The organism is Shewanella sp. FDAARGOS_354 (assembly GCF_002209245.2).
Classification (GTDB): Bacteria; Pseudomonadota; Gammaproteobacteria; order Enterobacterales; family Shewanellaceae; genus Shewanella; species Shewanella xiamenensis.
The window spans coordinates 694,929-720,810 of the sequence record NZ_CP022089.2 but is presented as its reverse complement, the minus strand read 5'-3'; the positions used below and the strand labels follow the sequence as shown (position 1 = coordinate 720,810).

Genomic DNA, 25,882 nt, shown 5'->3' with positions numbered 1-25,882 from the left:
CCAGCATTCTATGACACGTTTTCCCTTCGGTCTTCGCACTAAAGTTATTGGCCTCAGCCTGTTTTTACTCTGCCTACCTTGGCTGGGGTACCAATATGTGTGGGAGATGGAAAAATACCTGCGCCACGGTCAGGAACGCACCTTAGAGGGCACCACCCAAGCCTTAGCGACCGCACTGCACGAGCGCCCCAAGCTGTTCGACGGTCAGGCGAGCTTTTTAAAGCAGGTGGAAAAGAGTCGCGATCTCTATGCTTACCCCTTAGCGGGCGCGATTCTGCTCGATGGCAAACTCAATGAATGGCAGGAATATCAGCACAGATTTATCCAGTACGGTGAGGCGAATCTCATCATGCGTGCCGATCCCAGCACGCCGCTCACCTTAAGTTTTACCCATATGGTGGGTCAGTACGATGGTTATCTGTATGCCTTTTTTCAGGTGGTCGATCCCAATGTGGTGTTTCGGGGTAAAAATGCCTTAAGCGTCGATAGAAACGATCACCTGTCGATTGCGACCCTTGCTCCCGACAATAAATTTAAGCGTTATATCGTGGCTACGACCCAGCCCGGTTGGATCAGTGCCTTCGAGCTGCCCGCAAATCCTAAACAAACCGTGCCAGTGACACCCGAGGTGCGTATTCAAGGGCAATGGGCCACCACGGATGTGGGCTACAATATCGAACTGCGTATCCCCTTGGATATGGTGGGCAGCAAACTAGGATTTGCCATTGCCGATGTCAACGACAGCAAATACCGTGATGTGACCGCAGTGGTTGGCACCTCAGCCTTAGATACCGTCGACAAACTCGGTACAGTATTAGTGCCATCACCCGAAATTGAAAATATTATCAAAGGGATGAGCCACTATAGCTCGCGGATTTGGGTGGTCGATAAACACGGCCGTGTGCTCGCGAAGTCTGGCGATATCCGTGACAGCAACAGTGTGTGGACGCGCACCCTCGATGATGAAAACAGCAACTCGATGTGGCAACGTTTTCAGCGCGACTACCTGCACCCGCTCTACTATAAAATCCTCACTAAACCGCCGAAGGATTTTATCGATTCCCTACAGGACTCGACCGAGCTAGACGGTAGCCATATTCAAAAGGCACTTGCGGGACAACAAAGCTCGACCTGGCGACTGACGCCGGACAATAAGGCCGTGGTGCTGGCGGCCGCGAGCCCCATTTGGATTGATAACAATGTGATGGGCGCCGTGGTGGCCGAAGAAACCACCCACGGTATTCGCACCCTGCGTAACCGCGCGCTGGAAAAACTGTTTAACGTGATCCTGACCATTATGAGTATGGGCACCTTAGCGCTGTTTTTCTTTGCCTCGAGTATTTCGAATCGTATCCGCAAACTGCGCGATGAAGCCGAGAATGCCATCGACAGCCAAGGCCGTGTGCGGAACCATTTAAAACCCTCCAAGGCACGGGACGAGATTGGCGACTTATCCCGCAGTTTTGCCAGCATTGTCGGCCGTTTGGGCCAATACACCCATTATTTGGAGAATATGTCGTCACGCCTGTCCCATGAACTACGCACGCCGGTGGCAGTGGTGCGCTCCTCTTTAGAACACTTAAATCTGCAAACCTTAGATAAAGACACCCAAAAATATGTCGACCGCGCCCAAGAAGGGGTAAGCCGTTTAAGCATGATTTTGAACAATATGAGTGAAGCAACGCGCCTCGAGCAGAGCCTCACTCAGGCAGATGTGACTAAGTTCCCGCTGTCCCAAGTGGTGAGCGGCTGTATGCAAGGCTATCAAATGACCTACCCTGAGCAGCAATTTAGCGTCAAAGTGCCTGAGCAGCCGTTGATGATGCAGGGCGTGCCCGAATACATCGCCCAATTGATGGACAAACTTATCGCCAACGCCATCGAGTTTTGTCATCAAGGCAGTGCGATTGAAGTGACTCTCACCCAAGTTGGCAAACAGGCTACTCTGCTTATCAGTAACTTAGGACCACAGTTGCCAGTGGATATGTCGGAGCAGATCTTCGATTCCATGGTCTAGGTGCGGGCCAATCAAGCTCAAGATAAACCTCACCTTGGCTTAGGTTTATATATTGCGCGGCTTGTGACCGAATTCCACCAAGGGAAAATTTTGGCCCGTAATCGCAGCGAAAACGATGGGGTCGATATTCTGGTCACCCTGCCGCTTAGCTAATACAAAGACTTACAACTTGAGGCAAACTCATCTGTTTGCCTCCTGCCATTTTCACGGGCAGATGCTAAGATGACGGCCATCACAATGGATAACAACATAAAAACTGACTCGCCAAGGTAAGCCCTATGACAGATAAACATCAGCTAGCCACCCAAATCGTCAGCGTCGGTCGAGATAAAAAATGGACCAAGGGTGTGATTAATCCGCCCGTATTTCGCGCATCCACTATCGTCTTCGACACCATGGAAGATATGCGTCACGCCGCCAAAAACAAAACCAATGGCGAAATGTTTTACGGCCGCCGCGGCACCCCAACCCATTTTGCGTTTCAGGCGGCGATCAGTGAGCTCGAAGGTGGCGTAGGTACGGCGCTGTATCCCTCGGGTGCAGCAGCGATTAGCGCGGCTTTATTATCGTTTTTACAGGCGGGCGATCACCTGCTGATGGTCGACAGTGTGTACGAGCCAACCCGCGATCTTTGCAGCCATATTCTGGCGGGCTTTAATATTGAGACTACCTATTATGATCCCCTGATTGGTGAAGGTATTCGCGCGCTTATCCGCCCCAATACTAAGGTGCTATTTTTGGAGTCTCCCGGCTCCATCACCATGGAAGTGCAGGACGTCCCTACTCTATGCCGTATCGCCCATGAACACGGATTAGTGACTATTCTTGACAACACTTGGGCATCGCCAATCAATAGCAAGCCCTTCGAGATGGGTGTCGATGTGTCGATTCAGGCTGCAACCAAATATATCGTCGGTCACTCTGATGTAATGATTGGCACCGCGACCGCCAACGAAAAGTACTGGCCGCAGCTGCGTGAGCGCAGTTATTTATTGGGGCAAACCACCTCCCCCGACGATGTGTATCTCGCCACACGCGGATTACGCACCCTAGGCGTGCGCATGGCGCAGCATGAAAAAAATGCCCTTAAAGTGGCTAACTGGTTGAAAACGCGCCCCGAGGTTGACCATTTACGTCACCCCGCCTTTGATACCTGCCCAGGACATGCGTTCTTTAAACGCGACTTTAGCGCATCAAATGGCTTGTTTTCCTTTGTATTAAAGCAAGGGGATCAGGAGGCGGTCACCGCACTTGTTGAAAATATGCAGCATTTTAAAATGGGCTTTTCTTGGGGCGGTTATGAGAGTCTGATCCTAGGGATTTTCGGAATTGAAAAAATCCGTAGCGCCACTCAATGGGATGCAAGCAAACCATTGATCCGTGTGCATATTGGCCTAGAAGATCCCGATGATTTAATTGCCGATCTCAGCGCAGGCTTCGAGCGCTTTAATGCCGTACTTGCTGCCAAGGCCAAATAAGGCTTAAACAACTTATATGTTAAACAATGAAGGCGGGAATTATCTCGCCTTCATTTTGCCCCGCCTTCGTTTAAGCCCACCTTATTTTGACTTCGGCTTTACCCACTTTTACTATTTTACCTGAGCTTCGGATAAGAATTTAGCTCCCAAAAGGAACTAAATGCTCGTTCCCTGATCCGATCATTCGACCAAGAGTGATTAGAAAAAGGAACGAGCATGAACAAACTAGTTGAAACTTACTGTGATGTCGATGATTTCTGTCAGTTATTTATCCCACATTGGCAACGCTTATTGCTTGATAATGGTGAAATGAAGCGTAATAGACCTTGTCGCCTTTCTCCCGCAGAAGTGATGACCATTATCATTCATTTCCATCAATCACATTACCGAGATTTCAAAAATTATTATCTGCACTATGTTTGTCGCCAGCTAAAACCCTATTTTCCAGAGTTGTTGAGCTACACTCGTTTCCTTGCATTAATGCCTAGCGTCGTTGTCCCTATGTGTAGCTATCTGACTTCAAAGCTTGGAAAGCCAACGGGAATTCAGTTTGTCGACTCCACTAAAATTGAAGTCTGTCATATTATTCGAGCGAAGCGAAATAAGGTTTTTGAAGGCATTGCCGAACATGGAAAGGGAACTATGGGCTGGTCGTTTGGATTTAAACTGCATCTTATTATCAATCACTTGGGTGAAATTGTAGCGTTAAAACTGACGAAAGGTAATGTCGATGACAGGCAACCTGTCAGTGAAATGGCTGAGTCTCTTTTTGGTAAGCTTTATGGTGATAAAGGCTATATTAGCCAAGCCCTAACAGGTGAGCTTTTGGAAAAGGGCGTTGAGTTAATCACCACAGTTCGTAAGAACATGAAGAAAAAGTTTATTTCTCTATGGGATAGAGCAATCTTAAAAAAGCGATTCATCATTGAAACAGTGAATGACCAATTGAAGAACATTTCCTATATTGAACACTCAAGACACCGCAGCGAGCATGGGTTCATGCTCAATCTACTTGGTGGATTGATTGCATATTGTTTAAAAGAAGAAAAGCCATCGTTAAATCTAACAGCTCAGGAGCTTGAACTGTTAGATAGCTCTAATTTAGTGCTGGCTTAACCAGATCTGAGGTTATTTTGGCTGCGCCGCACTTATTGCGGGGTCAACCCACGCCTGAGAGCCGTATAAAGGCACGGTCGATAAGGCATGCTTGTGGCTGCCATTAGTCTCTTTGGTTGAATAAGACAAATACAACAGGGTTTGATTGGGCGCATCGTAAATTCGGCGCACTTTTAAAGTTTTAAATAAGATACTTAAGGATTCGGTAAAGACTACTTCGCCGTGTTTGCTCTTATCGATTTTGGCGATATCGGCGGCGGAAATCGGCCCCGTTTGACGGCAGCTAATGCCCATATCGGAGGGATCGGCAAAATCAAGATTCGCTTCGATACGACTAATATGGCAGGTCACACCGGGGATTTTCGGGTCTTGCTTGGCATCGATAATCACGTCTTTCGTGGTAAATAAACCGAGGCTCACTTTGCCCACATCATCACCACAGCCCGTGAGCAGTGTCCCCGCCAACGTCACGGCCAGCAAAGACATTAAAGCCTGATTAACTTTCTTCATCTGTTTATCCTTATTCATCATCCTATTGAGCAAAACGCTTTTGTGCCCAGCGCGTTAAGCCAGCCGTCACCGAACCAAAGTGATCCCCAACCACCACAGGCGTATTGGGATAAAGGCTAGTGATTTTAGCGTAAATTGCTGGGCTTCGTGCGGTACCGCCCGTCACATAAATCACATCGGGTTGGCACTCATAGGTTCCAGCCTCGACAGCCAGTTCTTCTGGTGCTAATCCATTGCCAGCAAGACTCTTGGCCGCCTGAGTCAGTGCTTGGTGCATTAAGGCTTCTATCTTAGTCAATGACGGTTCAATGGCATTTTCAAAACAATCGCGACTCACTTCAACATTGAGCTTGGCCTCAATAAATTCCAATGAACTTTCAGTTGTTTGGGCCTCAGACAAGGCTATTTTAGCTCGCTCGGCTAAACGTACAATTTGGTAGCTTAACTGTTGTTGCTGCACTTTGAGCAATCTTTTTAATAAATGTGGCTGCTCAGCGTCTTTGATCAGTTCATCTATCAACTTGCGAGTGCTTAAGGTGGCAAACTCACGCTGGGCACTGATATCGTTTACTGCCACCGCATTCCAAAAGGGATTACTCGGCATAGGTTTACCATTACTCATCAGCGAACCTAAACCAAAGTGCGGCATAAAGGCATTCATCGCCAATGCGATATCCAGATCGTTACCACCAATACGCTGGCCGCTGTGGCCAAGACAATCGGCACTGCGGTCGAAATTCGCCTGATGCTTAGGCCCCATTTTAACTACAGAACAGTCGGTGGTACCGCCACCGACGTCGACTACCAGTACGGTTTGATCGGATTTGAGGCTGGCTTCATAGTCCATACCCGCGGCAAGCGGCTCAAACAGAAATGCCACATCGACAAACCCCGCCCGTTTCGCGGCTAAGGTTAAAATGGCCTCGGCTTGGCGGTTGCTCTCTTCACCACCAATACCCTGAAAGTTCACCGGGCGACCAATCACTGCATGGGTAATGCTGGCTTCGCCTGCGGATGTTACGCCCTTTTCGGCGAGTACGGCTTCGGCGCGCATTTTAATGTACTGCATCATTAAAGTGACTATGTCTTCAAACAGGGCGACTTGCTCGGGTCTAAGGCCAGTTGCACCTAAAAAGGATTTTGGCGAACGGACATAAAAACCTTCTTCCGGCATTTCAAGATACGCGGCCACGGCCAGCTCACCCACAAACACCGCTGGCGTCTCGGCATCGAGATCTAATTCATGACGTACCATACGGGCGCGGCTTAATTGCGCGGCGCGCTTTTGGGCATAATCGGCTTTTAATTCTGTGGGAAGAGCGCGATAAACGGCTTCGGCAATTAACTCTCGGTCCATCGCATATAGCGTTGACGGTAAATAAGTTGAATCGGTGGATATTGGTAAGAGTGATACTTCATCTCCCTGCATGATCCCAACGGCACAGTTGGCACTGCCATAATCAAATCCAACAAACATCCGCTTACCTCTAAGTCATACCACAATAAAAAGCCGAGCACGTTAACACAGTTTGCCTCAATCCCAAAGAAAGCCTAGTGCATATCCTACCCTTTACCTTGTAAACTCGTGACTAGCCAACGTTAAGTTAAAGTCACATTTTTGTCACAATGGTCATCAATCTGACATATTCCGTTCGTATCTTTATGGACTTATGACTTTCGCCCGAAGGGGAATTTGCCTTTAAATCCCTTCATTTGTAGCAGTAAATCTGATTGCACTCCGATGTATGAATGCTATTGTATACTGCGCCATGACGCTTGCTTAAAGGAGCTGTGCAGTGTCCCCGAATACCGATAAACTGTCGATTGATAAAGAACTCTCTTGGTTGTCATTTAATGAGCGAGTGCTGCAAGAGGCCTGCGACCCCAATGTGCCGATTGTTGAGCGCGTGCGCTTTTTGGGTATATTCTCCAATAATATGGATGAGTTTTTCCGGGTGCGGGTCGCAGCAGTCAGGCGCTCTATATTACTGTCTTCCCTGCAGGAAGGGCGTAGTAATAGTCGTCACTTAATGGCAAAAATTCAATCCAAAGTGATGGCACTGCAGGAGCGTTTCGACAGTATCTATGCCGAGCTGATGCGCGAATTAGTTCGCCGTAATATATTGTTAATTAATGAAAAACAATTAAGCGACTTCCATAGTAACTGGCTTAAAAAGCATTTTCGCGATCATTTTAAACGCCATATAGCGCCGCTTATCGTCAATAACAATCGCGACCTCGTAAAACATATCAACGATGATGCAACTTACCTTTGCGTATGCTTATACACTAAGTTGCGCAGACAATATGCTCTCGTAGAGGTACCCACCAAAAATGTCCCGCGTTTTATTGAGTTACCAGCAGAGAAATCTAAAGCCAAAAAATACCTGATCCTGCTGGATAATATTATCCGCCACTGTGTGGATGAGTTGTTTGGACCGTTTTTTGAATACAATGCGATTGAAGTTTATTCGATGAAGCTCACCCGCGATGCGGATTTTGATATTACCGATGAGCTAGAACAAACTCAGCTAGAAAAAATGACCAAGGGTCTGAAAAAGCGCCTGACGGCTGAACCTGTGCGTTTGGTATACGACAAAGAAATGCCCGAACATATGCTTGAAATGCTGAAGGAAAATTTAAATATCAGCTCTACTGAATGTTTGATCCCAGGCGGGCGTTACCACAGTTTCAAAGACTTTATTGGCTTCCCCAACCCCAGCCGTGATTACCTCGAAAACGAGAAACTGCCCGCGCTAAATAGCTCGGGCTTTGGCCGCAGTGCCAACAGTTTCGATGCGATCAAAATGGGCGATATTATGCTTAATTATCCGTACCATAAGTTCTCCCACTTTACGGAAATGGTACGTCAAGCCGCCTACGATCCTGCGGTACGGTTTATTCGCATCAATCTGTACAGGGTAGCGAAAAAATCCCATGTGATGCAGTCACTTATCGATGCAGTCAAAAATGGTAAACAAGTCACTGCGGTAATAGAACTACGGGCTAGATTTGACGAGCAATCCAACATTGAATGGACGCGAGTACTCGCCGAAGCCGGCGTAAAGGTCCACCATGGGATCACCAGCTTAAAAGTACACTCTAAGTTGTGCTTAATTGGCCGTGAAGAGCAAGGCGAAATGAAGCTTTACTGCCATGTCGGCTCAGGCAACTTTAACGAAGGCACGGCACGGGTCTATACCGATTTGTCCCTCTTTACCGCCAATCAGGAAATCGCCCGCGAAGTGGAGCAAGTGTTCGACTTAATTGAACATCCCTACCGCCGTGATAACTTCCAGCATTTGATTGTGTCACCCTATGATGCGCGACAAAAGCTCACCCATTTGATTGATAAAGAGATTGTTAACGCCCAAAGCCATATTAAGGCGGCGATTACTTTAAAATTGAATAACTTACTCGATGAGTCTCTAGTACAAAAGCTCTATGAAGCATCGGCTGCGGGCGTCAAAGTCAAATTATTGATCCGCGGAATTTGCTCGCTGATACCGCAAATTCCGGGGATCAGCGATAACATCGAAGTCTACAGTATTGTCGACCGCTTTTTGGAGCACTCTCGGGTGATGCTATTTCACGCGGGTGGTGAAAATAAGTTGTTTATTTGCTCCGCCGATTGGATGAGCCGCAATATTGATAACCGTGTTGAAGTGAGCGTACCAATCTATGATCCGCGTCTAAAACAAATGGTGATGGATATTTTATCGTTACAATTCAACGATAATACTAAGGCTCGCATTATCAATAAGGAACAGAGTAATCCTTATCGTAATCGCGGTAATAAACGTAAAGTGCGTTCTCAAATTGCCATTTATCAATATCTGATTAATTATGAAAAGCGGTTACAGCAAGAATTAAACGCCCAACGGGAAGCTGCAAAGCTTGAAGCAGAGCAAGCACAAGCACTGACTCTCGATCCCGCATTACAGGCCAAAGCCAGCTAACGCTGGCTTTATTTTAGTCTCGATTGCCTAAGGATAATCCGATTGGTTGCCACACATTCACAGCCGCGACACTTTGTCGCCATCGACATGGGCTCAAACAGTTTTCACTTGGTTATCGCCCGAGAGCAAGACGGCAGTTTGCAGATATTACACAAAGAAAAACAGCAAGTTCAGTTAGCGACAGGCCTCAATGCGCAAAATATTCTCAGTGCTGATGCTATCGAACGCGGCCTAAATTGCCTACGGGACTTTAATCAGCGTTTTTCAAACCTCGACCAAGCACAGGTACGCTTAGTCGCCACCCACACCTTAAGAGTGGCTAAAAACCGTGAGCAGTTTATTGAGGCAGCGCTGCGTATTATGCCCTACCCAGTGGAGGTGATTTCTGGCCATGAAGAAGCGCGGCTCATTTATAACGGCATTGCCCAAAGCCAAGTACTTGGGAAACGTAATATCGTTATCGATATCGGTGGCGGCTCTACCGAAGTAGTGCTCGGGCAAAAAAATACCCCTACCCATTTATCGAGCCTACGCTGTGGCTGCGTGAGTTTTAATGAACGCTTTTTTATCGATGGCCAAATTACTCCAGCGTCGTTTCGCGGTGCGCAAAGCGCTGCCGACAAACAATTTGCTTCACTGTCGAAGGAATATTTCAGTGGCGATTGGGACTTAGTGCTCGGCAGCTCTGGCACCGTAAAAGCTATTTGCGAAGCAATCCAAGAAGAACATGGTGATGAAATCGTCACCCTCGCCCGCCTCAAACAATTAAAGCTGAAACTGATCAAGTGCGGACACATCAGCCAAGTGCACTTTGCCAATGTCGATGATAAACGCACGCCGCTAGTACCTGCTGGCCTTGCTATTTTAATCAGCTTTTTTAGACGTTTACCCATTGAGCAATTGGAGTTTAGTCCAGGCGCCCTGCGCGAAGGCGTGCTCTACGAATTAGCCAAAATCGGCCAATATCAAGACATTCGCCACCGCACCGTTGACAGTATTGCCCAGCTTTACCATGTGGATATGCCCCATGCGGCTAAAGTGCGTGACACCGCCATGGCGCTGTTTGAGCAAGTCGCCGATGAATGGGGATTAAGACCCCATGCACGCTTACTCTCCTACGCTGCGACCCTGCATGAAATTGGGTTACACATTAACTCCAAGGCATTACACAAACACGGTGCTTATATCATTAGTAACAGTGACTTACCGGGTTTTAGTGAAGCGCTGCAACAGGATTTAGCCAGACTAATCGCCAACCACCGTAAGAAACCCAATGAATTGCTACTGGCCGAATTAGAGCCTAGCCACAAACTCACCCTCATTCGTCTCGCCTGTCTACTGCGCTTGGCGGTGTTAGTGCATTTAGGCCGAATTGCCAAAGCCCTAGTGCTTGAGAAAATCCAAGTGGTTCCAGATGGCCTCATGCTAGTGCTCCCTAGCCACAAGCGTAAAATAAGTTTGTTTATGAAAGACTTGCAGCGAGAGCAAAAACAAATGGCAGCCCTAGGGATGCAGCTGCGTTTTGTTTCAAGCCTTGAGCAGCGCCAAGATAAACCGTAAGAAGTAAAAAGTGGCATGCTAAACAGCATCGCCAGTGAATAAAAGCATTTCATCCCTCAGAGACATTGAGAGCTCTAAGGGATGAACTGATAAATGCCTTATGCTATTTATCCCCCTTCCCTTGAGGGATCTCGAGGTTATCAAGCTCACAACCACAGCGATTACAGTAGGTTGCATCTAAATCATGACCCATTTTATGGCATTGATTACAAGTACGCAGATCCCTATGCCGTCCCGCTTCTTGGGAAATTTCTGCGGTTAAAATGCCCGTAGGGATCGCAATAATGGAGTAACCCAGCAACATGGTAAATGCGGCAATCGCTTGGCCTAGTTCGGTTTTCGGCGTGATATCTCCGTACCCTACCGTCGTGATGGTCACAATAGTCCAATATACTGACTTAGGAATAGAGCTAAAGCCATTCTCAGGCCCCTCAACGACATACATCACGGCACTTAATACCATGATGATTAAACTCACCGAAAAGAAAAATAGGAACACTTTACGACTAGATTGCATCATCGCCTTAAGCAGCAAATTACCCTCGCTTAAGTAGCGCAGTAATTTAAGCACCCTAAAAATCCGAAAAAGTCGCAGCACACGAATCACTAAGGTGAAATTTGCTCCAGGAATAAAGAGCGCGAGATAACTGGGCAGTACCGATAATAAATCCACTAACCCATAAAAACTGCGGGCATACAGTACTGGATGGGTCGCGCAATAAAGCCTCAAACCGTATTCAACGGTAAAAATCAGCGTAAACACCCACTCTAACACCCGAATAATGTGTCCATAATCCCGATGAAACGCTTCCACTGTGTCAAGAAACACCAACGCCACACTCAGTACAATACAAATGATCAGACCAAGATCAAAATAGCGGCCTGCGGGTGTATCGGTACCAAAAATAATGATGCGTAACTTACGTTTAAATGGGCTTTCAGTGTCCAGTTTTTCAAGCGAATGGTTTGACATAGGGGAAAACATCCTTGCGGTAAATAGCGTTATCTGCTCCTAATTTCCAAAGTCTGCCATGCAATTGCTACTCGCTCAAAATTATCTACTCACATTGGCAAAAATTTGCGGTATGATGCGCAAAAAAGCGTTAACAGCGTCATTTTAGAGGAAGACATGCGCGTACCACTACTTTCCAAATCCATTACTGTGGCATTAACTCTCGCCGCACTGATTTCTCCCCAAGTGCTCGCCTCATCGAGTATTGGCAAAGTCGATTTAGTGGTAATCACTAAGTCTGAATCCAATATGGCCTTATTAAGGGATGGCAAAGTCCTGAAACAATACCGCATTGCTATGGGTGACTTGCCGACAGGCCATAAGTTGACTGAAGGTGACCAACGTACACCACAGGGCCGTTATATTCTGGACTATAAAAAGTCCGATAGCGCCTATTATAAGTCCATCCATATTTCTTATCCGAATGAAGAAGATAAGTTAAGAGCCAAGGCGCTAGGGATCAGACCCGGTGGCATGATCATGATCCATGGCCAGAACCCACGCTCGCCTCTCCCTCCTGAGCAAGCACAGCAATACAACTGGACCGATGGTTGTATCGCCATTACTAACGCCGAGATGGACGAAGTGTGGAAAGCCGTTGATGAAGGTACACCCATCGAGATTTGGCCCTAAGCCATCACAGAATACGCCCAGTTAAATGGGCGTTTTTATTTGTGTTACCTGCTTTAAGGATTTTTGATGTCAACAGCAAACACAGAAGCTAATGTATTGAGCTTCAAAGCATTAGAACAGACATGGCCTGAATTTGAGGCGAAGATATTGGCGTTTCTAGACCAATTGGGCTTAGCAGATAAAGCATTGCATTGCGATCATGTCGCCCTGAGGGTGAACAGTATCGCCGCTGCAGATGCACTCAAGCAAGCCTTAAGTGCCCGCGGGCGGATCATCTCGGATAATCAAATTAATGGTCGCACAATCCTGATCATTGAACTGGATAAGCCCTTAAGACTCGGCAACTTTAGCATCGACTGTGTCGAACTCCCCTATCCTGGCGATACCGTTTATCCTCAAGAAGGCTGGGAGCATATCGAGCTGGTATTGCCATCCACTGCACAGGACTGCGACAGTCTAAGCCAAGAACTGACTCATTTGAGCCCCTCACTTGTGCAATTACTCCAAGGGCATTCGGCATCCTTAACCGAAGCGCCAATAAAAGTGAAATTTAGCTCACCTAAGGGCGATAAAGAACGCTTAGCTAACCCCACCATCGCCTTTAAACGAGCCGATGTCTGTATCAAAATCCACCCGCACAGCATTAAAGCGGTTATCGCCAGCGAACAGGCGGAGATATAAGATCAATCGAGGCGCAAACCGTTGACATTAGGAATGTGACAGCAATTCCAATGACATATAATGGATTGCATGAAACAGGCAGTTTGCGAAAAAATCAGCAGCAATAACGGTTGAAATAGCCTAGATTCAAGCTATTAACACTTTGGTTAGTCATTAGATTTTCTCGATTTTGTGTTATCGACCACGGGAGTCGCCGATGCGCATTGCCGTGATACCCATAAGGATGCAGCACATGAAGCCACATAAGCACGAGGCACAGCTACTCAAACTCGCCCTCGAAATTGGGATCGGCTACGCCAAAAAACGCGGTTTTGATGACTTTGACAAGGGTGTGTCGCCCAAGGATAAAGTGGAATGTATTTATCGACTTTTAGTGACCGATAATCTGATCCAACCCTTAGCAAAAGATAAAGAAGACGGCCCGAATATGAAGCACAAACTGGTACTGTGGATCATCCGCCATCTGCCGACTGACCATCCTTTATTGCAATAAGCACTCAAACACAAAAACAGGGCACCAATGATTGGGTGCCCTGTGTGGAAATAAGAAATAGACGCGGGAGTTACTTCGCGACTTTTTGCACTTTCTGTGCTTGTTCCGCCGCCAACACAGTGGCCATCGGTGGCACTATGGTTGTCGGATCGAGGCGCATTTGGAACCAATTCAATCGCCAATCTAAATGCGGACCATTCGCTCGTCCTGTCGCCCCAACTTCAGCCACAGCTTGCCCTTGCTTAACGGTTTCGCCCGCATTCACATAGAGTTTGCTTAAGTGTAAAAAACTTGAACTCACGCCATAGCCATGGTCGATAACCATAGTCCCGCCTGAATAAAACATATCGGGAACCGACAGGCTAATCACCCCATCAGCGGGTGCGACCACCACAGTGCCAGTTTTCGCAGCGACATCCACACCAAAATGTGGGTTGCCAGGCACATCGTTATAGATGCGCTGACTGCCATAAACACCGGAGATCCTGCCAGTTAATGGCCAAATAAACGACTGTAAAAACGCGATTTGTTCACTAAAAGTCCCGCGTGCCGCTTTGACCTGCGCCGTATCCTTTGCTGCCCGCTCCTGCGCCACCGGATCGGGCTTCATAATCTTATTACTGATCCCTTTAACATTCTGAATATTGTACTCTCGCTTCTTGATATTTAACGGTTTAACTTCAATTAAGCCATCGGGATACATCAAACGTAATTCTTGAGTCAGCTGCGCATCCCTATCAAAACCAAAGGCAAAATGACCATCAGGCGTCACTTTAACGGCCTCGCCATTAAGACTTACCTGAGTACCCGCTGGGGCTTTACCACGAATTAATGCACCTTGTTCAAATTTACCGTCAAAACTCACTTGTGCTTGAGTCGATAAGCTAAACAGGGCCAAAAGTGACAATAACGCCGCCTTACAGGTGCGCGATGGCATGTTCGGCAACGTTTTTAACAACTTAGGTAGAGCATTAGGTACAGCGTTTAGCATATTTTCAAAAATCCTTATTCAAACAATAACGCCCTAAAGATTAGGGCGTTAAAAAATCGATAGGGTTAATTCCCTTTGGTCACTATGGCGCCTTTACCCACACCTTCGTAGGCAATCACAGTAAATTGGCTTGAAGGCACTTTCGTGGCTAAAGTGGTTGCCATATAGTCTGCCAGCAATTCGACCGTGGTATCGTGCGGGATCAAATCACAACATTCCTTGGGCATCGCCAGTTGGAAATCCCCCTGAGGCGCTTGATAATGGAAACCATAATGGCTGTCATCGCTGATCCGCGTTTGTGGCGATAGGTTTAACGTCTTCACCGAGACTAAATCCTCTTCGCTACCGAGGTAGATATCGTGCCAACGCTTGGCCCAATACTCATCCCATTTCGGCGCGGACACTCCATTCTCAAACACTTGAACTGGGCTGCGATGACCGTGGGCAATCCGCTGGCAATTACCATCGTGTTTACGCAAACCATGGCTATAGTGATAGTAAGGCGCGTTCAGGATCTCATGCCTTAAAGTGAGGCTAATCCCTTCAACATTATCGGGCAGAGTTTCCCGTAAGGCTTTTTGTAAAAAGGCGTTAACGCTTGGAATATCAATCTGTTCCGATGGAACGAGTGCAAAGGCTTGGGAAGGGCAAGCTAAGTGGATCTCACCGAGCGCGCTTTCAAAATCCATCCACACCCGATCGCCCTGCTGCTGCCAACGCACGCCGCTGCAGGCAGTAGGCACCAATAAACGATGATCGGCCACCGCATCAATCGTGTGCTTAATCGCACGTTTGACCTTGGCAAAATCGAGCACCATATTTTGCTCGTCTAGACCGCCTTCTAATACGACATCAACAATCCAGCTTTCCCCCACCATGCCACGCTTTGGGCACAGGTAAGAAAAATCGATCACGGTTAAATCTTTTACAAACAGTTGCATTGACTCTCCTCGGCAGAAAAACAGTCCGCCTTAATAGGGATTGCGCCACTTAGCGATGGCCGAGCACGCTCACTTGGACAGACACCAAGCTTACCCAAATAATAAGGATTCTAATCAATTCTGCTTCGCCCCGCGACAAATGAATCCTTTCTTAGATACTTTTTATCTTAAGACATGTGTAAACGAACTTAGCCCACCATAGTTTGCTATCGCATGAGTAACAAACACAAAATAACGCAAACCGTTTAATCGGCCATATCGTGACCGACAGATAGTTTCAGCCGCACACTAATAGACACTACAGATTAGCAAGCAAACCCCTAAACGAAACACCGCAAACCCTACAAAGTTAATCGAGTAAAAACAGCGAATTAGCTCACAAAAATCTAATCCACAACAGCGATAGACCCAATCGAAACAAGGCGTTATCCCTAAGCCATTTTAGTCGTTACTATCGCCCTATAAACCATACAACTAACAAGGTTAATAAGGGAGAAAACCAGATGACAAAACTTACCGCTATCGCGATAACCCTCACAGCTATAGTAGCGAGTAGCTATGCCGTTGCCGCCGAACCGATTGAAGTCATTTCCCCAGCAAAAATCACTGAACCCGAAAAGGTGGAGCTGGGTAAAATGCTGTTTTTTGAACCAAGGCTGTCTAAATCAGGTTTTATTTCCTGTAACTCTTGCCACAACCTCTCCACCGGCGGCGTGGATGCCCTGCCCACATCGATTGGTCACCATTGGCAAGAAGGCCCAATAAACTCTCCGACCGTGCTAAATGCTGACTTTATGCTGGCGCAATTCTGGGATGGCCGCGCCAGCGACTTAAAAGAACAAGCCGCGGGCCCAATTGCCAACCCCAAAGAAATGGGCTTTACCCATGAACTCGCCACCGAAACCATTGCCTCAATGCCCGCTTACCGTGCCCGCTTTGCCAAGGTTTACGGCGATGAAAAAGTCGATATTGACCGCTTAACCGATGCCATTGCCGCCTTCGAAAAAACCTTAGTCACGCCAAATAGCCCATTCGATCAATATCTATTAGGTAAACAGGATGCGATAAGCAGCGAAGCCAAAGCGGGTTACCAACTGTTTAAGGACAAAGGCTGCGTCAGCTGCCACAACGGCCCTGCGGTCGGTGGCACTATGTTTATGAAGATGGGCTTAATCAAACCGTTCCACACCAATAACCCCGCCGAAGGACGTAAAGGTGTAACGGGTAAGGATGCGGATAAGTTTGTGTTTAAGGTACCGACACTGCGCAATATCGAGCTCACCTACCCCTACTTCCACGATGGCAGTGTATGGACGCTCGAAGAAGCGGTAAATACCATGGCGGATATTCAGTTAGGGCAAAAGCTTACCGACAAGGAAACCAAGGAAATGGTAGCGTTCTTAAATTCACTGACAGGTGAACAGCCACAGATCACCCTGCCGATCCTCCCCCCATCGAATAAAGAGACTCCGCGCCCAGTACCTTTTGCGACAGGAGCAAAATAAGGATTAAACCTAAGAAGCATTTAGCATAAAACAAAGGCCGAGGATAAACTCCTCGGCCTTTTTGTTTAATGCTTGGTGCTTAAAAGCTGACGCTTAAAGCTTAAGCGATATTATCCCAAGCGGCTTATTCGCCCTTAAGACGTCTATCTAGCTGATCTTTTAAGTTTGCCGGCACGCCTTTAATCAAAATTGTGTCGGAAATCGGATCGTAAATCACTCGCTGACCTAAATGGCCACCATCGAAGCTAATGGTGACTCCGCCACCGGTACCCGAAAACTTCTTCAATTGTCTTAAGGTCGATTTATCGGCGGGAAATTCTTCATCCAGCTCATAACTGCCACCACGGGCAAAGTCATAGAAAGACTCCATACCTTGATCGGCAAGCTCATCCGCTAAATCTTTGATCTCAATATCGGCGCCTTCGTCGAACCGCTCGGAGCAATATTCAAACACTTTATTACGACATTGCTGGCGTTCTTCTTTGGTCAGGTCACTACTGGCGACAAAGTCTTCCACCGCGTTCATCAAGGTTTTGTTTTGCGCCTTGGTATTCACCCCTTCGACACAGCCCATAAAGTCGAGGAAGAAGTCCGCCACTTTACGGCCTGCACGCCCACGGATAAAGGAGATGTACTTGCGAGAATCTTTATCAGCCTGCCATTCGGTGAGATCGATTCGCGCAGCCAATTGGATATTGTTTAAATCCAAATGGTTATTTTGTGACAGCTCCATATCATCGAGTACCGTCATTGACGATTTTGCACTGAGCAGCGCCACAAACAAATAATCACTCGCCATGTTGGTGTAGCAGGACATCAACAAGAATCCGCCTTGGCTAAAATCATATTTTGCCAACTCTTCCTGCAACAACTTACTGGCTTGGCCGGTAAATTCGACGAAACCTAAATCCCCTGCACGGTATTCCTTTAGCGCATTGGCAAACGCCGGATTAGCCTCACCATCATCACCGTGAATACCAAAATAACCGAATCCTTTGCCGGATTTGCTGGTATAAGTCTGATGCAACTCTTCGAGCATCATCTCGACAGCCTGACCGTTCAGCAGAGGTTGAGGACGTAAACGGCAGCGTAATTGACCCTGACTGTCCTGGGAAATCTCGTGAATAATTGCTTGTTCGATGTTAATACTCATAAGCCCTGATAGTGATGCTGGAATAAATCCGCTATTATATGCCGCTAATCCATTCCAAAGTGAAACATTTTTTGATTATGGCAATCCAATCGAAATACTCAAACGCACAAGTTGAATCATTAATCGCCGAAATTTTAGCGGTACTCGAAAAGCACAAAGCTCCTACTGACTTAAGCCTGATGGCGCTAGGCAACTGTGTCACTCACCTGCTCGAGCGCAAAGTGCCAAGCGAATCTCGCCAAGCGGTCGCAGAACAATTTGCGAAAGCGCTCGCACAATCGGTGAAATCCAATTAAGTTAGTCGAGTAACAATGATTAAAACAGCATAAGATACAACGCCTTTTAGGAATAAGCGGATCACTATGGTCGAGCGAAAAAAACAAATGAGCCGCGATCGCGTATCGCGACTTATCAACTGGGGACATTGGTTCGCCTTCTTTAATGGCCTATTGGCTATGATCGTCGGCACACGCTATTTAAGTAGTGTGGGTTATCCCGAAACCTGGTTTGGCTGGGGCTATCTCGCCGTCAGCACCATTGGCCAGTTCAGTTTTCTTGCTTTTATCGCCTACTTGATCTGCCTATTCCCACTGACGTTAATCTTACCTTACTCCAAGATACTCAGAGGCTTAGCGGCCGTTATTGCGACCTTAAGCCTGTGTATTTTATTGTATGACACGATTGTTTATGCCGATTACGGCATGCACTTAAGTCCCTTCGCCTTTGATTTAGCCTGGGCCGATTTGAGCGCCCTACTCCACGGTACGTCTTATATCGTCACGCCCATCGCCATTTTGGTGATTGAGCTAACGGCGGCGAACTTCCTGTGGAAACGGATTGAAAAAATCCAAAAACTCAATCTTGGCAATAAAGTCATAGCCTTTGTTGGAGTATGCTTTGTTAGCAGCCATTTGATCCATATTTGGGCCGATGCCGCTGATATCACCGAAATCACCCGTTTCGATGACACGTATCCGCTGTCGTACCCCGCAACGGCTCGTAGCTTTATGGAAAGCCACGGCATTGACGGTTCATCCCAAATCGATGATGACGCAAATCATGCCACTAATGTGCTCAGCTATCCTATCCAGCCACTGCAATGCCAAGCGGATAATAAACCAAACGTATTAATGCTAACCATCGACAGCTTACGTGCCGATATGGTGGACGCCAAGACCATGCCGTTTTTGCATCAATACACCGAGCAGAATCAGAATTTTACTCACCACTACAGTGGCGGCAATCAATTTAAGACGGGCATGTTCTCCCTACTTTATGGTTTACAAGGCAGCTATGGCGATGCACGCATCTTCAATACTACAAGTCCAATCATCACCCGCAGCTTTAAGCAGGAAGGTTATGAACTAGGCTTGTTTATCCCAGAAACCAATCTGAATTTGCGTGCAGCCCAGGCCATGTTTAATGACTTTACCCCCGTCATTGCCAAAGAAACCAATGGCAGTGCCGAGGCGGATATTCTTAGTGTTGGCCACTTTACACAGTGGCAAAGCGTGCAACAACGTCCTTGGTTTGCTCTAGTAAACCTTAAAGCACCCGAGAATTTTGATACACCGGTAGGCTTCCTCGGTATCGAAACTGTCAAAGCCGATGCGAATTTACAACCCGCGCAAAAGGTATTATTTAACCAATATCGCCAATCATTGAATTTTATTGATAAGCAAATTCAATCGATTGTAAGTCAATTACCTAGCGATACCTTAGTGGTGATCACCGGCGTCAACGGCAAAATGTTTACCAGCAATAGTGACGAAGCGCTGCGTAATTTGTCACCAGATAGCGTTAGAGTCCCACTGGTTATCCACTGGCCAAATGTAGGAGCTAGCACGGTTAACTATCGCACTAGCCACTATGGTATCGTTCCCACTTTAATGACCCATGTCTTAGGCTGTACCAATAACCCCACAGACTACAGTGCGGGCCGTAGCCTGTTGCAACCAAGCCAAGAAACCTGGATTTACATCGGTGACAGTCGCATTTTTGCCATTTACCAACAGTCGGAAATCACCGTCATCGACCGCCATGGCAAATACCGCATTTACGATGAAAACTTTGAGCACAGACTGTACAAAAAGATGAGCGCACCTGAGCTTATTCAAGTGATGCGCGAAGGCAGGCGCCTTTACAATCACTAAAAAGTATTTTACCTCAAAGCCCTAAATCACTTAGGGCTTTTTGTTTTAACAATTTCATTGCGAGTAGCGTGTTGAAAAGCCAACAACTTGATCACATTAATCACACCATTACTAAACTAATATCAGACAGTTAGTCCATTAAATGCTAAAATAACTATATGACTCATAAATGATATTTTTATTTGGCTGATTTCATTCCATGACTCTTATTAAAAACGATCAGAATCAAGCCTTTGACGCCATTCATACCATCCTTAACAGCCTAGATGCGCTGGTCTACGTTTCTGATTTACACAACTATGAGCTACTGTATTTAAACGATTATGGAACGGCCATTTGGGGCAAACCCGCGGGTAAAAAGTGCTATCAACTCCTCCAAGCAGGCCAAAATAGTCCCTGTGCTTTTTGCACCAACCACAAACTGATTGGGCCCGAGGGCGACGCCACTGGTGTACATGTATGGGAGTTTCAAAATACCCAAAATAAGCGTTGGTACCAGTGTCGAGATCAAGCGATTCGTTGGACCGATGGCCGCCTGGTGCGGATAGAAATCGCCACTGATATCACTGAACGTAAACACATGGAACAGGCATTAATCGAGGCTAAGTTCATCGCAGAACGCCTTGCAAATACCGACGAACTCACAAAACTCTACAATCGCCGCGCCTTTTTCCATTTTGGGCACCCTATAGCACATCAGTCAGGCCAAGCGCTGGCGTTTATTATGTTTGATATTGACCATTTTAAGCGCGTCAATGATCAATGGGGACATGCTACAGGCGATGCTGCCCTTATCCATATCGCACAGCTGACGCAAACTAAACTGAGAACAAATGATATTCTTGCTCGTTTAGGTGGCGAAGAATTTGGGCTGATTTTACCCAACACCCAACATGAACAAGCATGGCAAATTGCAGAGTCTATTCGCCATGGATTTGATACACAGCCACTTTACCTTGATGGACACAGGATTCATTGCACTGCAAGCTTCGGCATATCATCCTTGATCTTGCCTCAAATCAATCATCCCGATGAAGCACAAGCACTCTTGGAGACCCTATTTAATAATGCTGATCAGGCCATGATGCGAGCGAAACGCACAGGCAGAAATCGAGTCTGTGATGCGGAATAAACCAGCTCAAAGAAAGTTTAGCCATTTAAATTCAGCTTAAGACTCAAGATCGGATAAGCATTTTTAGCCAGTAAGGCAGTTTTTATCGCCATTGAGCCTGCTTTATAGTCCAATAGAATGGTTTCGCGGCTTAACAGTTTATTCCTCAATTCAAGACAAATTTGTCGTCAGGTGTACTGGATAGCCCATATACCCATACATTGTTAGTCGATTTCTGGTAAGGCCAAACATAGGCAAATAGATAAGAATATGTATGGTAGCAGGTGTGGGAATTTTCGGTTGAGCTAACGACCCGAAACACATAATGGGTCAAAAGCTTTTAGCCAGATGAACAGTTCAATGGTCATTAAGATTGGCATTGTTGCAACTGTGACCGTTGGCGGCATGGATGCCGCCGTCGAGCCCTCAGGGATGCTTCTTGTGAAATAAAATGGCGGCCTGTCACAGGGGAAACAATGACAATTCATCCTACACACCTGACGACAAACTTATCTTACTTGGGGCAAAAGCCTTTAACCGGATTAACCGTGTAATGGTTAGTTAAGATTAGCATCAATAATGCAGTCTCTTAACGGCATAAATATCATCCTAACTAACCTTCCCTATCTCACTAAATAACCCCAACTCAACTATTCTCGGCAGATAGTTAAACGGCGAAGCGCAAATATACCCAGTAGCGAAAGGATTAATAGGGATAAACTGCCACCGCCGCTATAACCTTGTTTATGTTCTATGGTCGCAATATGTTCTTCTTTCACACGGGTTTTAAAGCGGGCTAATTCGGCGTCTAAATTAGTGATCATATCGGGCTTTGTTTCCTAAATCAGTTGAACTAAAACCATAGCTGGTGATCTGATCGGCATAGCCTATCAACTCACCCATCAATCGTGTCAAAACCTCGCTATAAAACAACTAACTGGAAGCAATACAATCAAGCCTTAATTAATCGTGGCTCACTTACCTTCTGGATTGATGAGGACGCTATCGCCCAGTGGAAAGCTAAGGCTGAGCAACCAAGGAAAGGTCGCCCACACGTATTTAGCGACTTAGCCATTACCACCGCACTAATGGTTAAACGTGTTTTCTCTATGCCACTGCGAGCGTTACAAGGCTTTATCAACTCGGTGTTTAAACTGGCTGATATTCCGCTTTCGTGCCCACATTACACTTGTATCAGCAAACGAGCGAAAGCCGTCAAGATTGCTTTTAAAACCAAGACGCGTGGCACCATTGAGCACTTGGCTATCGATTCGACAGGCTTGAAGGTTTATGGCGAAGGTGAGTGGAAAGTGAAGAAACATGGCACAGATGGCAAGCGCCGCGTGTGGCGTAAGCTGCATATCGCCGTCGATACCCATAGCCATGAAATTATTGCAGCAGAACTGAGTTTATCCGGCGTCACTGATGCTGAAGTTATGCCGAATTTGCTCAAGCAAACCCATCGAAAAATCCGAAATATTTCAGGTGATGGTGCTTACGACACAAGAGCCTGTCACGATGCGGTTCGTAGAAAACGCGCTTTAGTACTCATTCCACCGAGGGACGGTGCTGCACTCTGGGAACACGGACATCCGCGTAACTTAGCGGTCAGTTGGCAACAGCTTTATGGTTCAAATAAGCAGTGGAAAAAACGGTATGGTTATCATCGGCGGTCAATCTCAGAAACTGCCATGTACAGGGTAAAGCAATTACTTGGTGGTAGATTGAGCCTGCGAAATTATAACGGTCAGGTGGGAGAAACTTACGCGATGATAAAGGCTTTGAACAAGCTTACAGGGCTAGGCATGCCTGTAACTTACCGTGTAGTTTGATATTTAGACGATTATGAGGGGCTTTGTTCGCTGAATCGATTTAGGAAACAAAGCCATCATATCGTTTACCGCTAGATCAAAGCCTTCGGCGGATTTTTCACGTAACACGTTGGTGACGCTTACCGCGGTTGACGTGTCAGTAAGTTGGTTGATGCCGGGCGCCCTAAACAGCATTTTTTGGCTACGCATATCAAATACAGCGGTATCGACAAAGGTTTGGATCGCGTTTTCATTGCCGGGCACCATATACATGCCGACTATGGTCCAATACAGCAGTGAAGCCTTATTCTCGCTGCTTTGTAATAGTTGATCGTAAGACACCAGTGCCATCACATCGACATCGTGTAAGCGGGCAACCTGCTGCAAGGTGCTAAAACCTTTGCCATTTTTAAGGTAAGTGCTGGGAATTAATTCGATACGGTCAATAAAGTCGTATTTCACAAAAGACTGTTTTACTTTATCCAGCAAGGCGATTTGCGAGCTGCTATCGAGGGCTTCGGATTGCCAATGGGTGGAAGGTAAAAAGGCGATGCCGACCGTGATGGGAAGACGTAACACGGGAATACTGGGCTGCTGTGCCTCACGCTGTTTATCGTCGGGATAGAGATATTCAACCAGACTGCTGGAAACCACGTTTTTTTCGGTGGTGTTACCGTTAAAAAAAGCACTGCAACCACTAAGCAAGATGCTAATCGATGCCAGCGCGCCTACAAGCGCAATGAATTTTGTTTTCATCTGTTTCCCTACCGTATCCTTACTGCACACAGGCCCATGCAACCCGTGCATATTGCCGCTACCTTAGCGAGTCACTGCTGTAAAAACAAGCCGTTAACTTCACATATCGCGCTTTTGTTTGGCTTTTTAGAGGCTTAGAAACAACCAAGCCGCATCGAAATGCGGCTTTGGCTTTGATAACGACATAAATAACATCACAAACTAATCATAATGATTATGCTGCAACCACATGCCGCTGTGCGCGAAGTGGGTGTAAACGATTATGCATTACTTTAATAGTTTCGAACTGCACCATAGTTTTAGCACCGGATAACACACATTCAGGTGATAGCAACATCACTAACGCCGATTGTAAGGTGTTTTCGACGACTAACACTAATGCACGTTGTTTTTGGCATTTAAGCTCAAAGACTTTACCGACATCACTGTAAACGCATACATCGCTGGTATCAAAAAACCAAGATTTAGGCATTTGGGGAGTCAGCATAAAATGGGCCGCTGTCGCATTAAGGGCAATTTGCACTATTGCGGCATCGGTTAGAGATAAGTTTTTTGGCAACTTGTCGAGTAAGCTCATATAGAATTTGGCGTGCGCGATATTAAATTCCATGCTTGATAAGGCATCAGGAATTAATGATTTCGCTTTATAAGCCGTCAGAAATTCTATCTCGGAACCTAACGAAACGCCTAATACACCATACGAATCGTTATATTTCCAGTGCCAATCCTTTTGTGGCAATAATAACATAACGTTTACCTACTATTTGAACACTGCCACATCATAGTAGATATTTTATGCAATATCAAAATAAAAATAATAAAATACAAATTAATTAACAATTACTTAGAAGATCTATTTAGAGATCATAACCGCGATCTGATGATCGTTTTAGATCGCGGTTATGATAAAAGATCTTGTTTTAGATCCTTAGTGAGATTTAAAGATCATTATTTTAAGCGATAAGCTTCAACTATCTCTTTAATTAACTTTGGACCTTGATAAATAAAACCAGAGTAAATCTGAACCATTGTCGCACCGGCATCAAATTTTGCTAAGGCATCTTCAGCACTATTAATCCCGCCCACACCAATAATTGGGAGTTTTCCCTGTAAAGAAGTCGCCAATTGTTTAATCACTTTTGTTGACAGTTCTGTTAAAGGTTTACCGCTTAAACCACCGCTTTCATTAGCATTGGTAAGCCCGCTAACACCGTCACGAGTTAAGGTTGTATTGGTCGCAATTGCACCGTCAAACTGATTTTTAATTAATGCTTGAGCAATATTTTCAATTTCTTCTGTGGTTAAATCGGGAGCAATTTTAAGGGCTATTGGTACATATTTTTTATGCTTCTCTGCTAGCTCAAGTTGCTTGGTTTTTAATGCGCTTAATAATTCATCTAATAGATCGCCATATTGTAACGATCGTAATCCTGGCGTATTGGGTGATGAAATATTCACCGCAATATAGGCGGCATAAGGATAAACTTTATCCATGCAGATCAAATAATCGTCTTTCCCCTGCTCTACTGGCGTGTCTTTATTTTTACCTATATTGACCCCAACCATGATATCGGTTTTCTTTGCGATCAAATTTTTGACCAGATTATCGACACCTTTGTTATTAAAGCCCATGCGATTGATAATCGCCTTGGCGGGTTTTAATCTAAATAAACGGGGTAAATCATTACCGGGTTGTGGTCTTGGAGTAACAGTTCCCACTTCCACATGACCAAATCCCATCGCATGAAAAGCATCGATCGACTCACCATCTTTATCCATACCTGCGGCTAAACCCACAGGATTTGGAAACGTCAGCCCCATAAAACTCACTGGCGCAGGAGCAATATGCTGAGCATAAAAAGCATTCAGAGGGCTATTACCTGTCAGTCTCAGGCTACCAATGGCTAAATTATGCGCTCGCTCAGGATCCATCTGAAACATGACTTTCTGTGCGATTTTATAAAACATGTACTTTCCTCGACCTAAAAAAAGCCCCGGCGAT

General features: G+C 46.1%; 20 protein-coding genes and 3 pseudogenes. 13 read left to right on the top strand and 10 right to left on the bottom strand.

All coding sequences use genetic code 11. From position 1 onward, the window contains the following. Nucleotides 1-10: 10 nt before the first annotated feature. From pdsS to CEQ32_RS03325, 3 genes and pseudogenes are all read left to right on the top strand, one after another. A pseudogene (pdsS, locus tag CEQ32_RS03335) lies at nucleotides 11-2,170 on the top strand (proteobacterial dedicated sortase system histidine kinase). A gap of 125 nt (nucleotides 2,171-2,295) precedes the next feature. Next, nucleotides 2,296-3,495, top strand: coding sequence for a cystathionine beta-lyase (locus CEQ32_RS03330; protein WP_088585501.1), 1,200 nt, complete (start codon nucleotides 2,296-2,298; stop codon nucleotides 3,493-3,495). 216 nt (nucleotides 3,496-3,711) lie between these two features. After that, the gene (locus CEQ32_RS03325) at nucleotides 3,712-4,611 is read left to right on the top strand and encodes an IS982 family transposase (RefSeq protein ID WP_088585327.1); all 900 of its coding nucleotides are present in this window, start codon (nucleotides 3,712-3,714) and stop codon (nucleotides 4,609-4,611) included. Nucleotides 4,612-4,623: 12 nt separating this feature from the next. On the opposite strand, the gene CEQ32_RS03320 is transcribed toward CEQ32_RS03325, so the two are convergent. Together CEQ32_RS03320 and yegD are read right to left on the bottom strand one after the other, a co-directional pair. Further along, nucleotides 4,624-5,121 carry a CreA family protein gene (locus tag CEQ32_RS03320; RefSeq protein ID WP_086024101.1) on the bottom strand — a complete coding sequence of 166 codons (498 nt, stop codon included), beginning with the start codon at nucleotides 5,119-5,121 and terminating at the stop codon, nucleotides 4,624-4,626. A 22-nt stretch (nucleotides 5,122-5,143) separates the two neighbouring features. After that, entirely contained in the window at nucleotides 5,144-6,598 is a 1,455-nt protein-coding gene (yegD, locus tag CEQ32_RS03315) for a molecular chaperone (RefSeq protein WP_055648432.1), read from the bottom strand. Between the two features lie 319 nt (nucleotides 6,599-6,917). Between yegD and ppk1 the strand changes: the two genes are divergently transcribed. After that, nucleotides 6,918-9,080, top strand: coding sequence for a polyphosphate kinase 1 (gene ppk1 / locus CEQ32_RS03310; protein ID WP_088585500.1), 2,163 nt, complete (start codon nucleotides 6,918-6,920; stop codon nucleotides 9,078-9,080). A gap of 42 nt (nucleotides 9,081-9,122) precedes the next feature. Then, complete coding sequence (gene ppx, locus CEQ32_RS03305) at nucleotides 9,123-10,640, top strand: exopolyphosphatase (protein ID WP_037426443.1); 1,518 nt, start codon at nucleotides 9,123-9,125, stop codon at nucleotides 10,638-10,640. Between the two features lie 103 nt (nucleotides 10,641-10,743). On the opposite strand, the gene CEQ32_RS03300 is transcribed toward ppx, so the two are convergent. Next, complete coding sequence (locus CEQ32_RS03300; RefSeq protein ID WP_037426445.1) at nucleotides 10,744-11,613, bottom strand: ion transporter; 870 nt, start codon at nucleotides 11,611-11,613, stop codon at nucleotides 10,744-10,746. Nucleotides 11,614-11,769: 156 nt separating this feature from the next. Between CEQ32_RS03300 and CEQ32_RS03295 the strand changes: the two genes are divergently transcribed. From CEQ32_RS03295 to CEQ32_RS03285, 3 genes are all read left to right on the top strand, one after another. Further along, nucleotides 11,770-12,285 (top strand): L,D-transpeptidase family protein, encoded by a 516-nt coding sequence (locus tag CEQ32_RS03295; protein WP_050991306.1) that lies wholly within the window; start codon nucleotides 11,770-11,772, stop codon nucleotides 12,283-12,285. A 66-nt stretch (nucleotides 12,286-12,351) separates the two neighbouring features. Then, nucleotides 12,352-12,966 carry a VOC family protein gene (locus CEQ32_RS03290; protein ID WP_037426451.1) on the top strand — a complete coding sequence of 205 codons (615 nt, stop codon included), beginning with the start codon at nucleotides 12,352-12,354 and terminating at the stop codon, nucleotides 12,964-12,966. A 232-nt stretch (nucleotides 12,967-13,198) separates the two neighbouring features. Beyond that, on the top strand, nucleotides 13,199-13,459 hold the full coding sequence (locus tag CEQ32_RS03285; RefSeq protein ID WP_011626406.1) for a DUF5062 family protein: 261 nt from the start codon (nucleotides 13,199-13,201) through the stop codon (nucleotides 13,457-13,459). A gap of 70 nt (nucleotides 13,460-13,529) precedes the next feature. Here the strand turns inward: CEQ32_RS03285 and CEQ32_RS03280 are convergent, their stop codons facing one another. Together CEQ32_RS03280 and CEQ32_RS03275 are read right to left on the bottom strand one after the other, a co-directional pair. Beyond that, complete coding sequence (locus tag CEQ32_RS03280) at nucleotides 13,530-14,450, bottom strand: M23 family metallopeptidase (RefSeq protein ID WP_192959148.1); 921 nt, start codon at nucleotides 14,448-14,450, stop codon at nucleotides 13,530-13,532. Between the two features lie 65 nt (nucleotides 14,451-14,515). Next, entirely contained in the window at nucleotides 14,516-15,391 is an 876-nt protein-coding gene (locus CEQ32_RS03275; protein WP_037426454.1) for a 6-pyruvoyl trahydropterin synthase family protein, read from the bottom strand. A 503-nt stretch (nucleotides 15,392-15,894) separates the two neighbouring features. Here CEQ32_RS03275 and ccpA point away from each other — a divergent pair. Then, complete coding sequence (ccpA, locus tag CEQ32_RS03270) at nucleotides 15,895-16,896, top strand: diheme cytochrome c5 peroxidase CcpA (RefSeq protein ID WP_037418098.1); 1,002 nt, start codon at nucleotides 15,895-15,897, stop codon at nucleotides 16,894-16,896. A gap of 124 nt (nucleotides 16,897-17,020) precedes the next feature. On the opposite strand, the gene yejK is transcribed toward ccpA, so the two are convergent. Further along, complete coding sequence (gene yejK, locus CEQ32_RS03265; protein ID WP_037418093.1) at nucleotides 17,021-18,049, bottom strand: nucleoid-associated protein YejK; 1,029 nt, start codon at nucleotides 18,047-18,049, stop codon at nucleotides 17,021-17,023. Between the two features lie 77 nt (nucleotides 18,050-18,126). Between yejK and CEQ32_RS03260 the strand changes: the two genes are divergently transcribed. The 3 genes from CEQ32_RS03260 to CEQ32_RS03250 all read left to right on the top strand — a co-directional run bounded on the left by CEQ32_RS03260 (nucleotide 18,127) and on the right by CEQ32_RS03250 (nucleotide 21,334). Further along, nucleotides 18,127-18,345, top strand: coding sequence for a YejL family protein (locus CEQ32_RS03260; protein ID WP_011622981.1), 219 nt, complete (start codon nucleotides 18,127-18,129; stop codon nucleotides 18,343-18,345). A gap of 66 nt (nucleotides 18,346-18,411) precedes the next feature. Then, nucleotides 18,412-20,202, top strand: a complete 1,791-nt coding sequence (locus CEQ32_RS03255) for a DUF3413 domain-containing protein (protein ID WP_088585499.1) — start codon at nucleotides 18,412-18,414, stop codon at nucleotides 20,200-20,202. A gap of 199 nt (nucleotides 20,203-20,401) precedes the next feature. Beyond that, nucleotides 20,402-21,334 (top strand): GGDEF domain-containing protein, encoded by a 933-nt coding sequence (locus CEQ32_RS03250; RefSeq protein WP_069454808.1) that lies wholly within the window; start codon nucleotides 20,402-20,404, stop codon nucleotides 21,332-21,334. Nucleotides 21,335-21,963: 629 nt separating this feature from the next. Here CEQ32_RS03250 and CEQ32_RS03245 read toward each other — a convergent pair. Then, nucleotides 21,964-22,140, bottom strand: a pseudogene (locus CEQ32_RS03245) (GlyGly-CTERM sorting domain-containing protein); the annotation flags it as partial. An 81-nt stretch (nucleotides 22,141-22,221) separates the two neighbouring features. Between CEQ32_RS03245 and CEQ32_RS03235 the strand changes: the two are divergent. After that, the gene (locus CEQ32_RS03235; protein ID WP_088585497.1) at nucleotides 22,222-23,145 is read left to right on the top strand and encodes an IS5-like element ISSpu11 family transposase; all 924 of its coding nucleotides are present in this window, start codon (nucleotides 22,222-22,224) and stop codon (nucleotides 23,143-23,145) included. A 21-nt stretch (nucleotides 23,146-23,166) separates the two neighbouring features. On the opposite strand, the pseudogene rhlP reads toward CEQ32_RS03235, so the two are convergent. The 3 genes and pseudogenes from rhlP to pyrD all read right to left on the bottom strand — a co-directional run. Further along, nucleotides 23,167-23,880 (bottom strand): annotated as a pseudogene (gene rhlP / locus CEQ32_RS03230) (rhombotarget lipoprotein); the annotation flags it as partial. Between the two features lie 214 nt (nucleotides 23,881-24,094). Continuing rightward, nucleotides 24,095-24,628, bottom strand: coding sequence for a cell division protein ZapC (locus CEQ32_RS03225; RefSeq protein WP_037419319.1), 534 nt, complete (start codon nucleotides 24,626-24,628; stop codon nucleotides 24,095-24,097). A gap of 200 nt (nucleotides 24,629-24,828) precedes the next feature. Beyond that, entirely contained in the window at nucleotides 24,829-25,848 is a 1,020-nt protein-coding gene (gene pyrD / locus CEQ32_RS03220) for a quinone-dependent dihydroorotate dehydrogenase (protein ID WP_037419316.1), read from the bottom strand. Nucleotides 25,849-25,882: the final 34 nt, after the last annotated feature.

Excerpts from the sequence above, each read along its gene's own strand:
- CEQ32_RS03330 (WP_088585501.1), top strand. The coding sequence starts at position 2,296 with ATGACAGATAAACATCAGCTAGCCACCCAAATCGTCAGCGTCGGTCGA.
- pyrD (WP_037419316.1), bottom strand. The coding sequence starts at position 25,848 with ATGTTTTATAAAATCGCACAGAAAGTCATGTTTCAGATGGATCCTGAG.
- yegD (WP_055648432.1), bottom strand. The coding sequence starts at position 6,598 with ATGTTTGTTGGATTTGATTATGGCAGTGCCAACTGTGCCGTTGGGATC.
- CEQ32_RS03295 (WP_050991306.1), top strand. The coding sequence starts at position 11,770 with ATGCGCGTACCACTACTTTCCAAATCCATTACTGTGGCATTAACTCTC.
- CEQ32_RS03280 (WP_192959148.1), bottom strand. The coding sequence starts at position 14,450 with ATGCTAAACGCTGTACCTAATGCTCTACCTAAGTTGTTAAAAACGTTG.
- CEQ32_RS03275 (WP_037426454.1), bottom strand. The coding sequence starts at position 15,391 with ATGCAACTGTTTGTAAAAGATTTAACCGTGATCGATTTTTCTTACCTG.
- CEQ32_RS03300 (WP_037426445.1), bottom strand. The coding sequence starts at position 11,613 with ATGTCAAACCATTCGCTTGAAAAACTGGACACTGAAAGCCCATTTAAA.
- ccpA (WP_037418098.1), top strand. The coding sequence starts at position 15,895 with ATGACAAAACTTACCGCTATCGCGATAACCCTCACAGCTATAGTAGCG.
- CEQ32_RS03325 (WP_088585327.1), top strand. The coding sequence starts at position 3,712 with ATGAACAAACTAGTTGAAACTTACTGTGATGTCGATGATTTCTGTCAG.
- CEQ32_RS03255 (WP_088585499.1), top strand. The coding sequence starts at position 18,412 with ATGGTCGAGCGAAAAAAACAAATGAGCCGCGATCGCGTATCGCGACTT.
- CEQ32_RS03290 (WP_037426451.1), top strand. The coding sequence starts at position 12,352 with ATGTCAACAGCAAACACAGAAGCTAATGTATTGAGCTTCAAAGCATTA.
- CEQ32_RS03320 (WP_086024101.1), bottom strand. The coding sequence starts at position 5,121 with ATGAAGAAAGTTAATCAGGCTTTAATGTCTTTGCTGGCCGTGACGTTG.
- CEQ32_RS03250 (WP_069454808.1), top strand. The coding sequence starts at position 20,402 with ATGACTCTTATTAAAAACGATCAGAATCAAGCCTTTGACGCCATTCAT.
- CEQ32_RS03285 (WP_011626406.1), top strand. The coding sequence starts at position 13,199 with ATGAAGCCACATAAGCACGAGGCACAGCTACTCAAACTCGCCCTCGAA.
- CEQ32_RS03260 (WP_011622981.1), top strand. The coding sequence starts at position 18,127 with ATGGCAATCCAATCGAAATACTCAAACGCACAAGTTGAATCATTAATC.
- CEQ32_RS03225 (WP_037419319.1), bottom strand. The coding sequence starts at position 24,628 with ATGTTATTATTGCCACAAAAGGATTGGCACTGGAAATATAACGATTCG.
- yejK (WP_037418093.1), bottom strand. The coding sequence starts at position 18,049 with ATGAGTATTAACATCGAACAAGCAATTATTCACGAGATTTCCCAGGAC.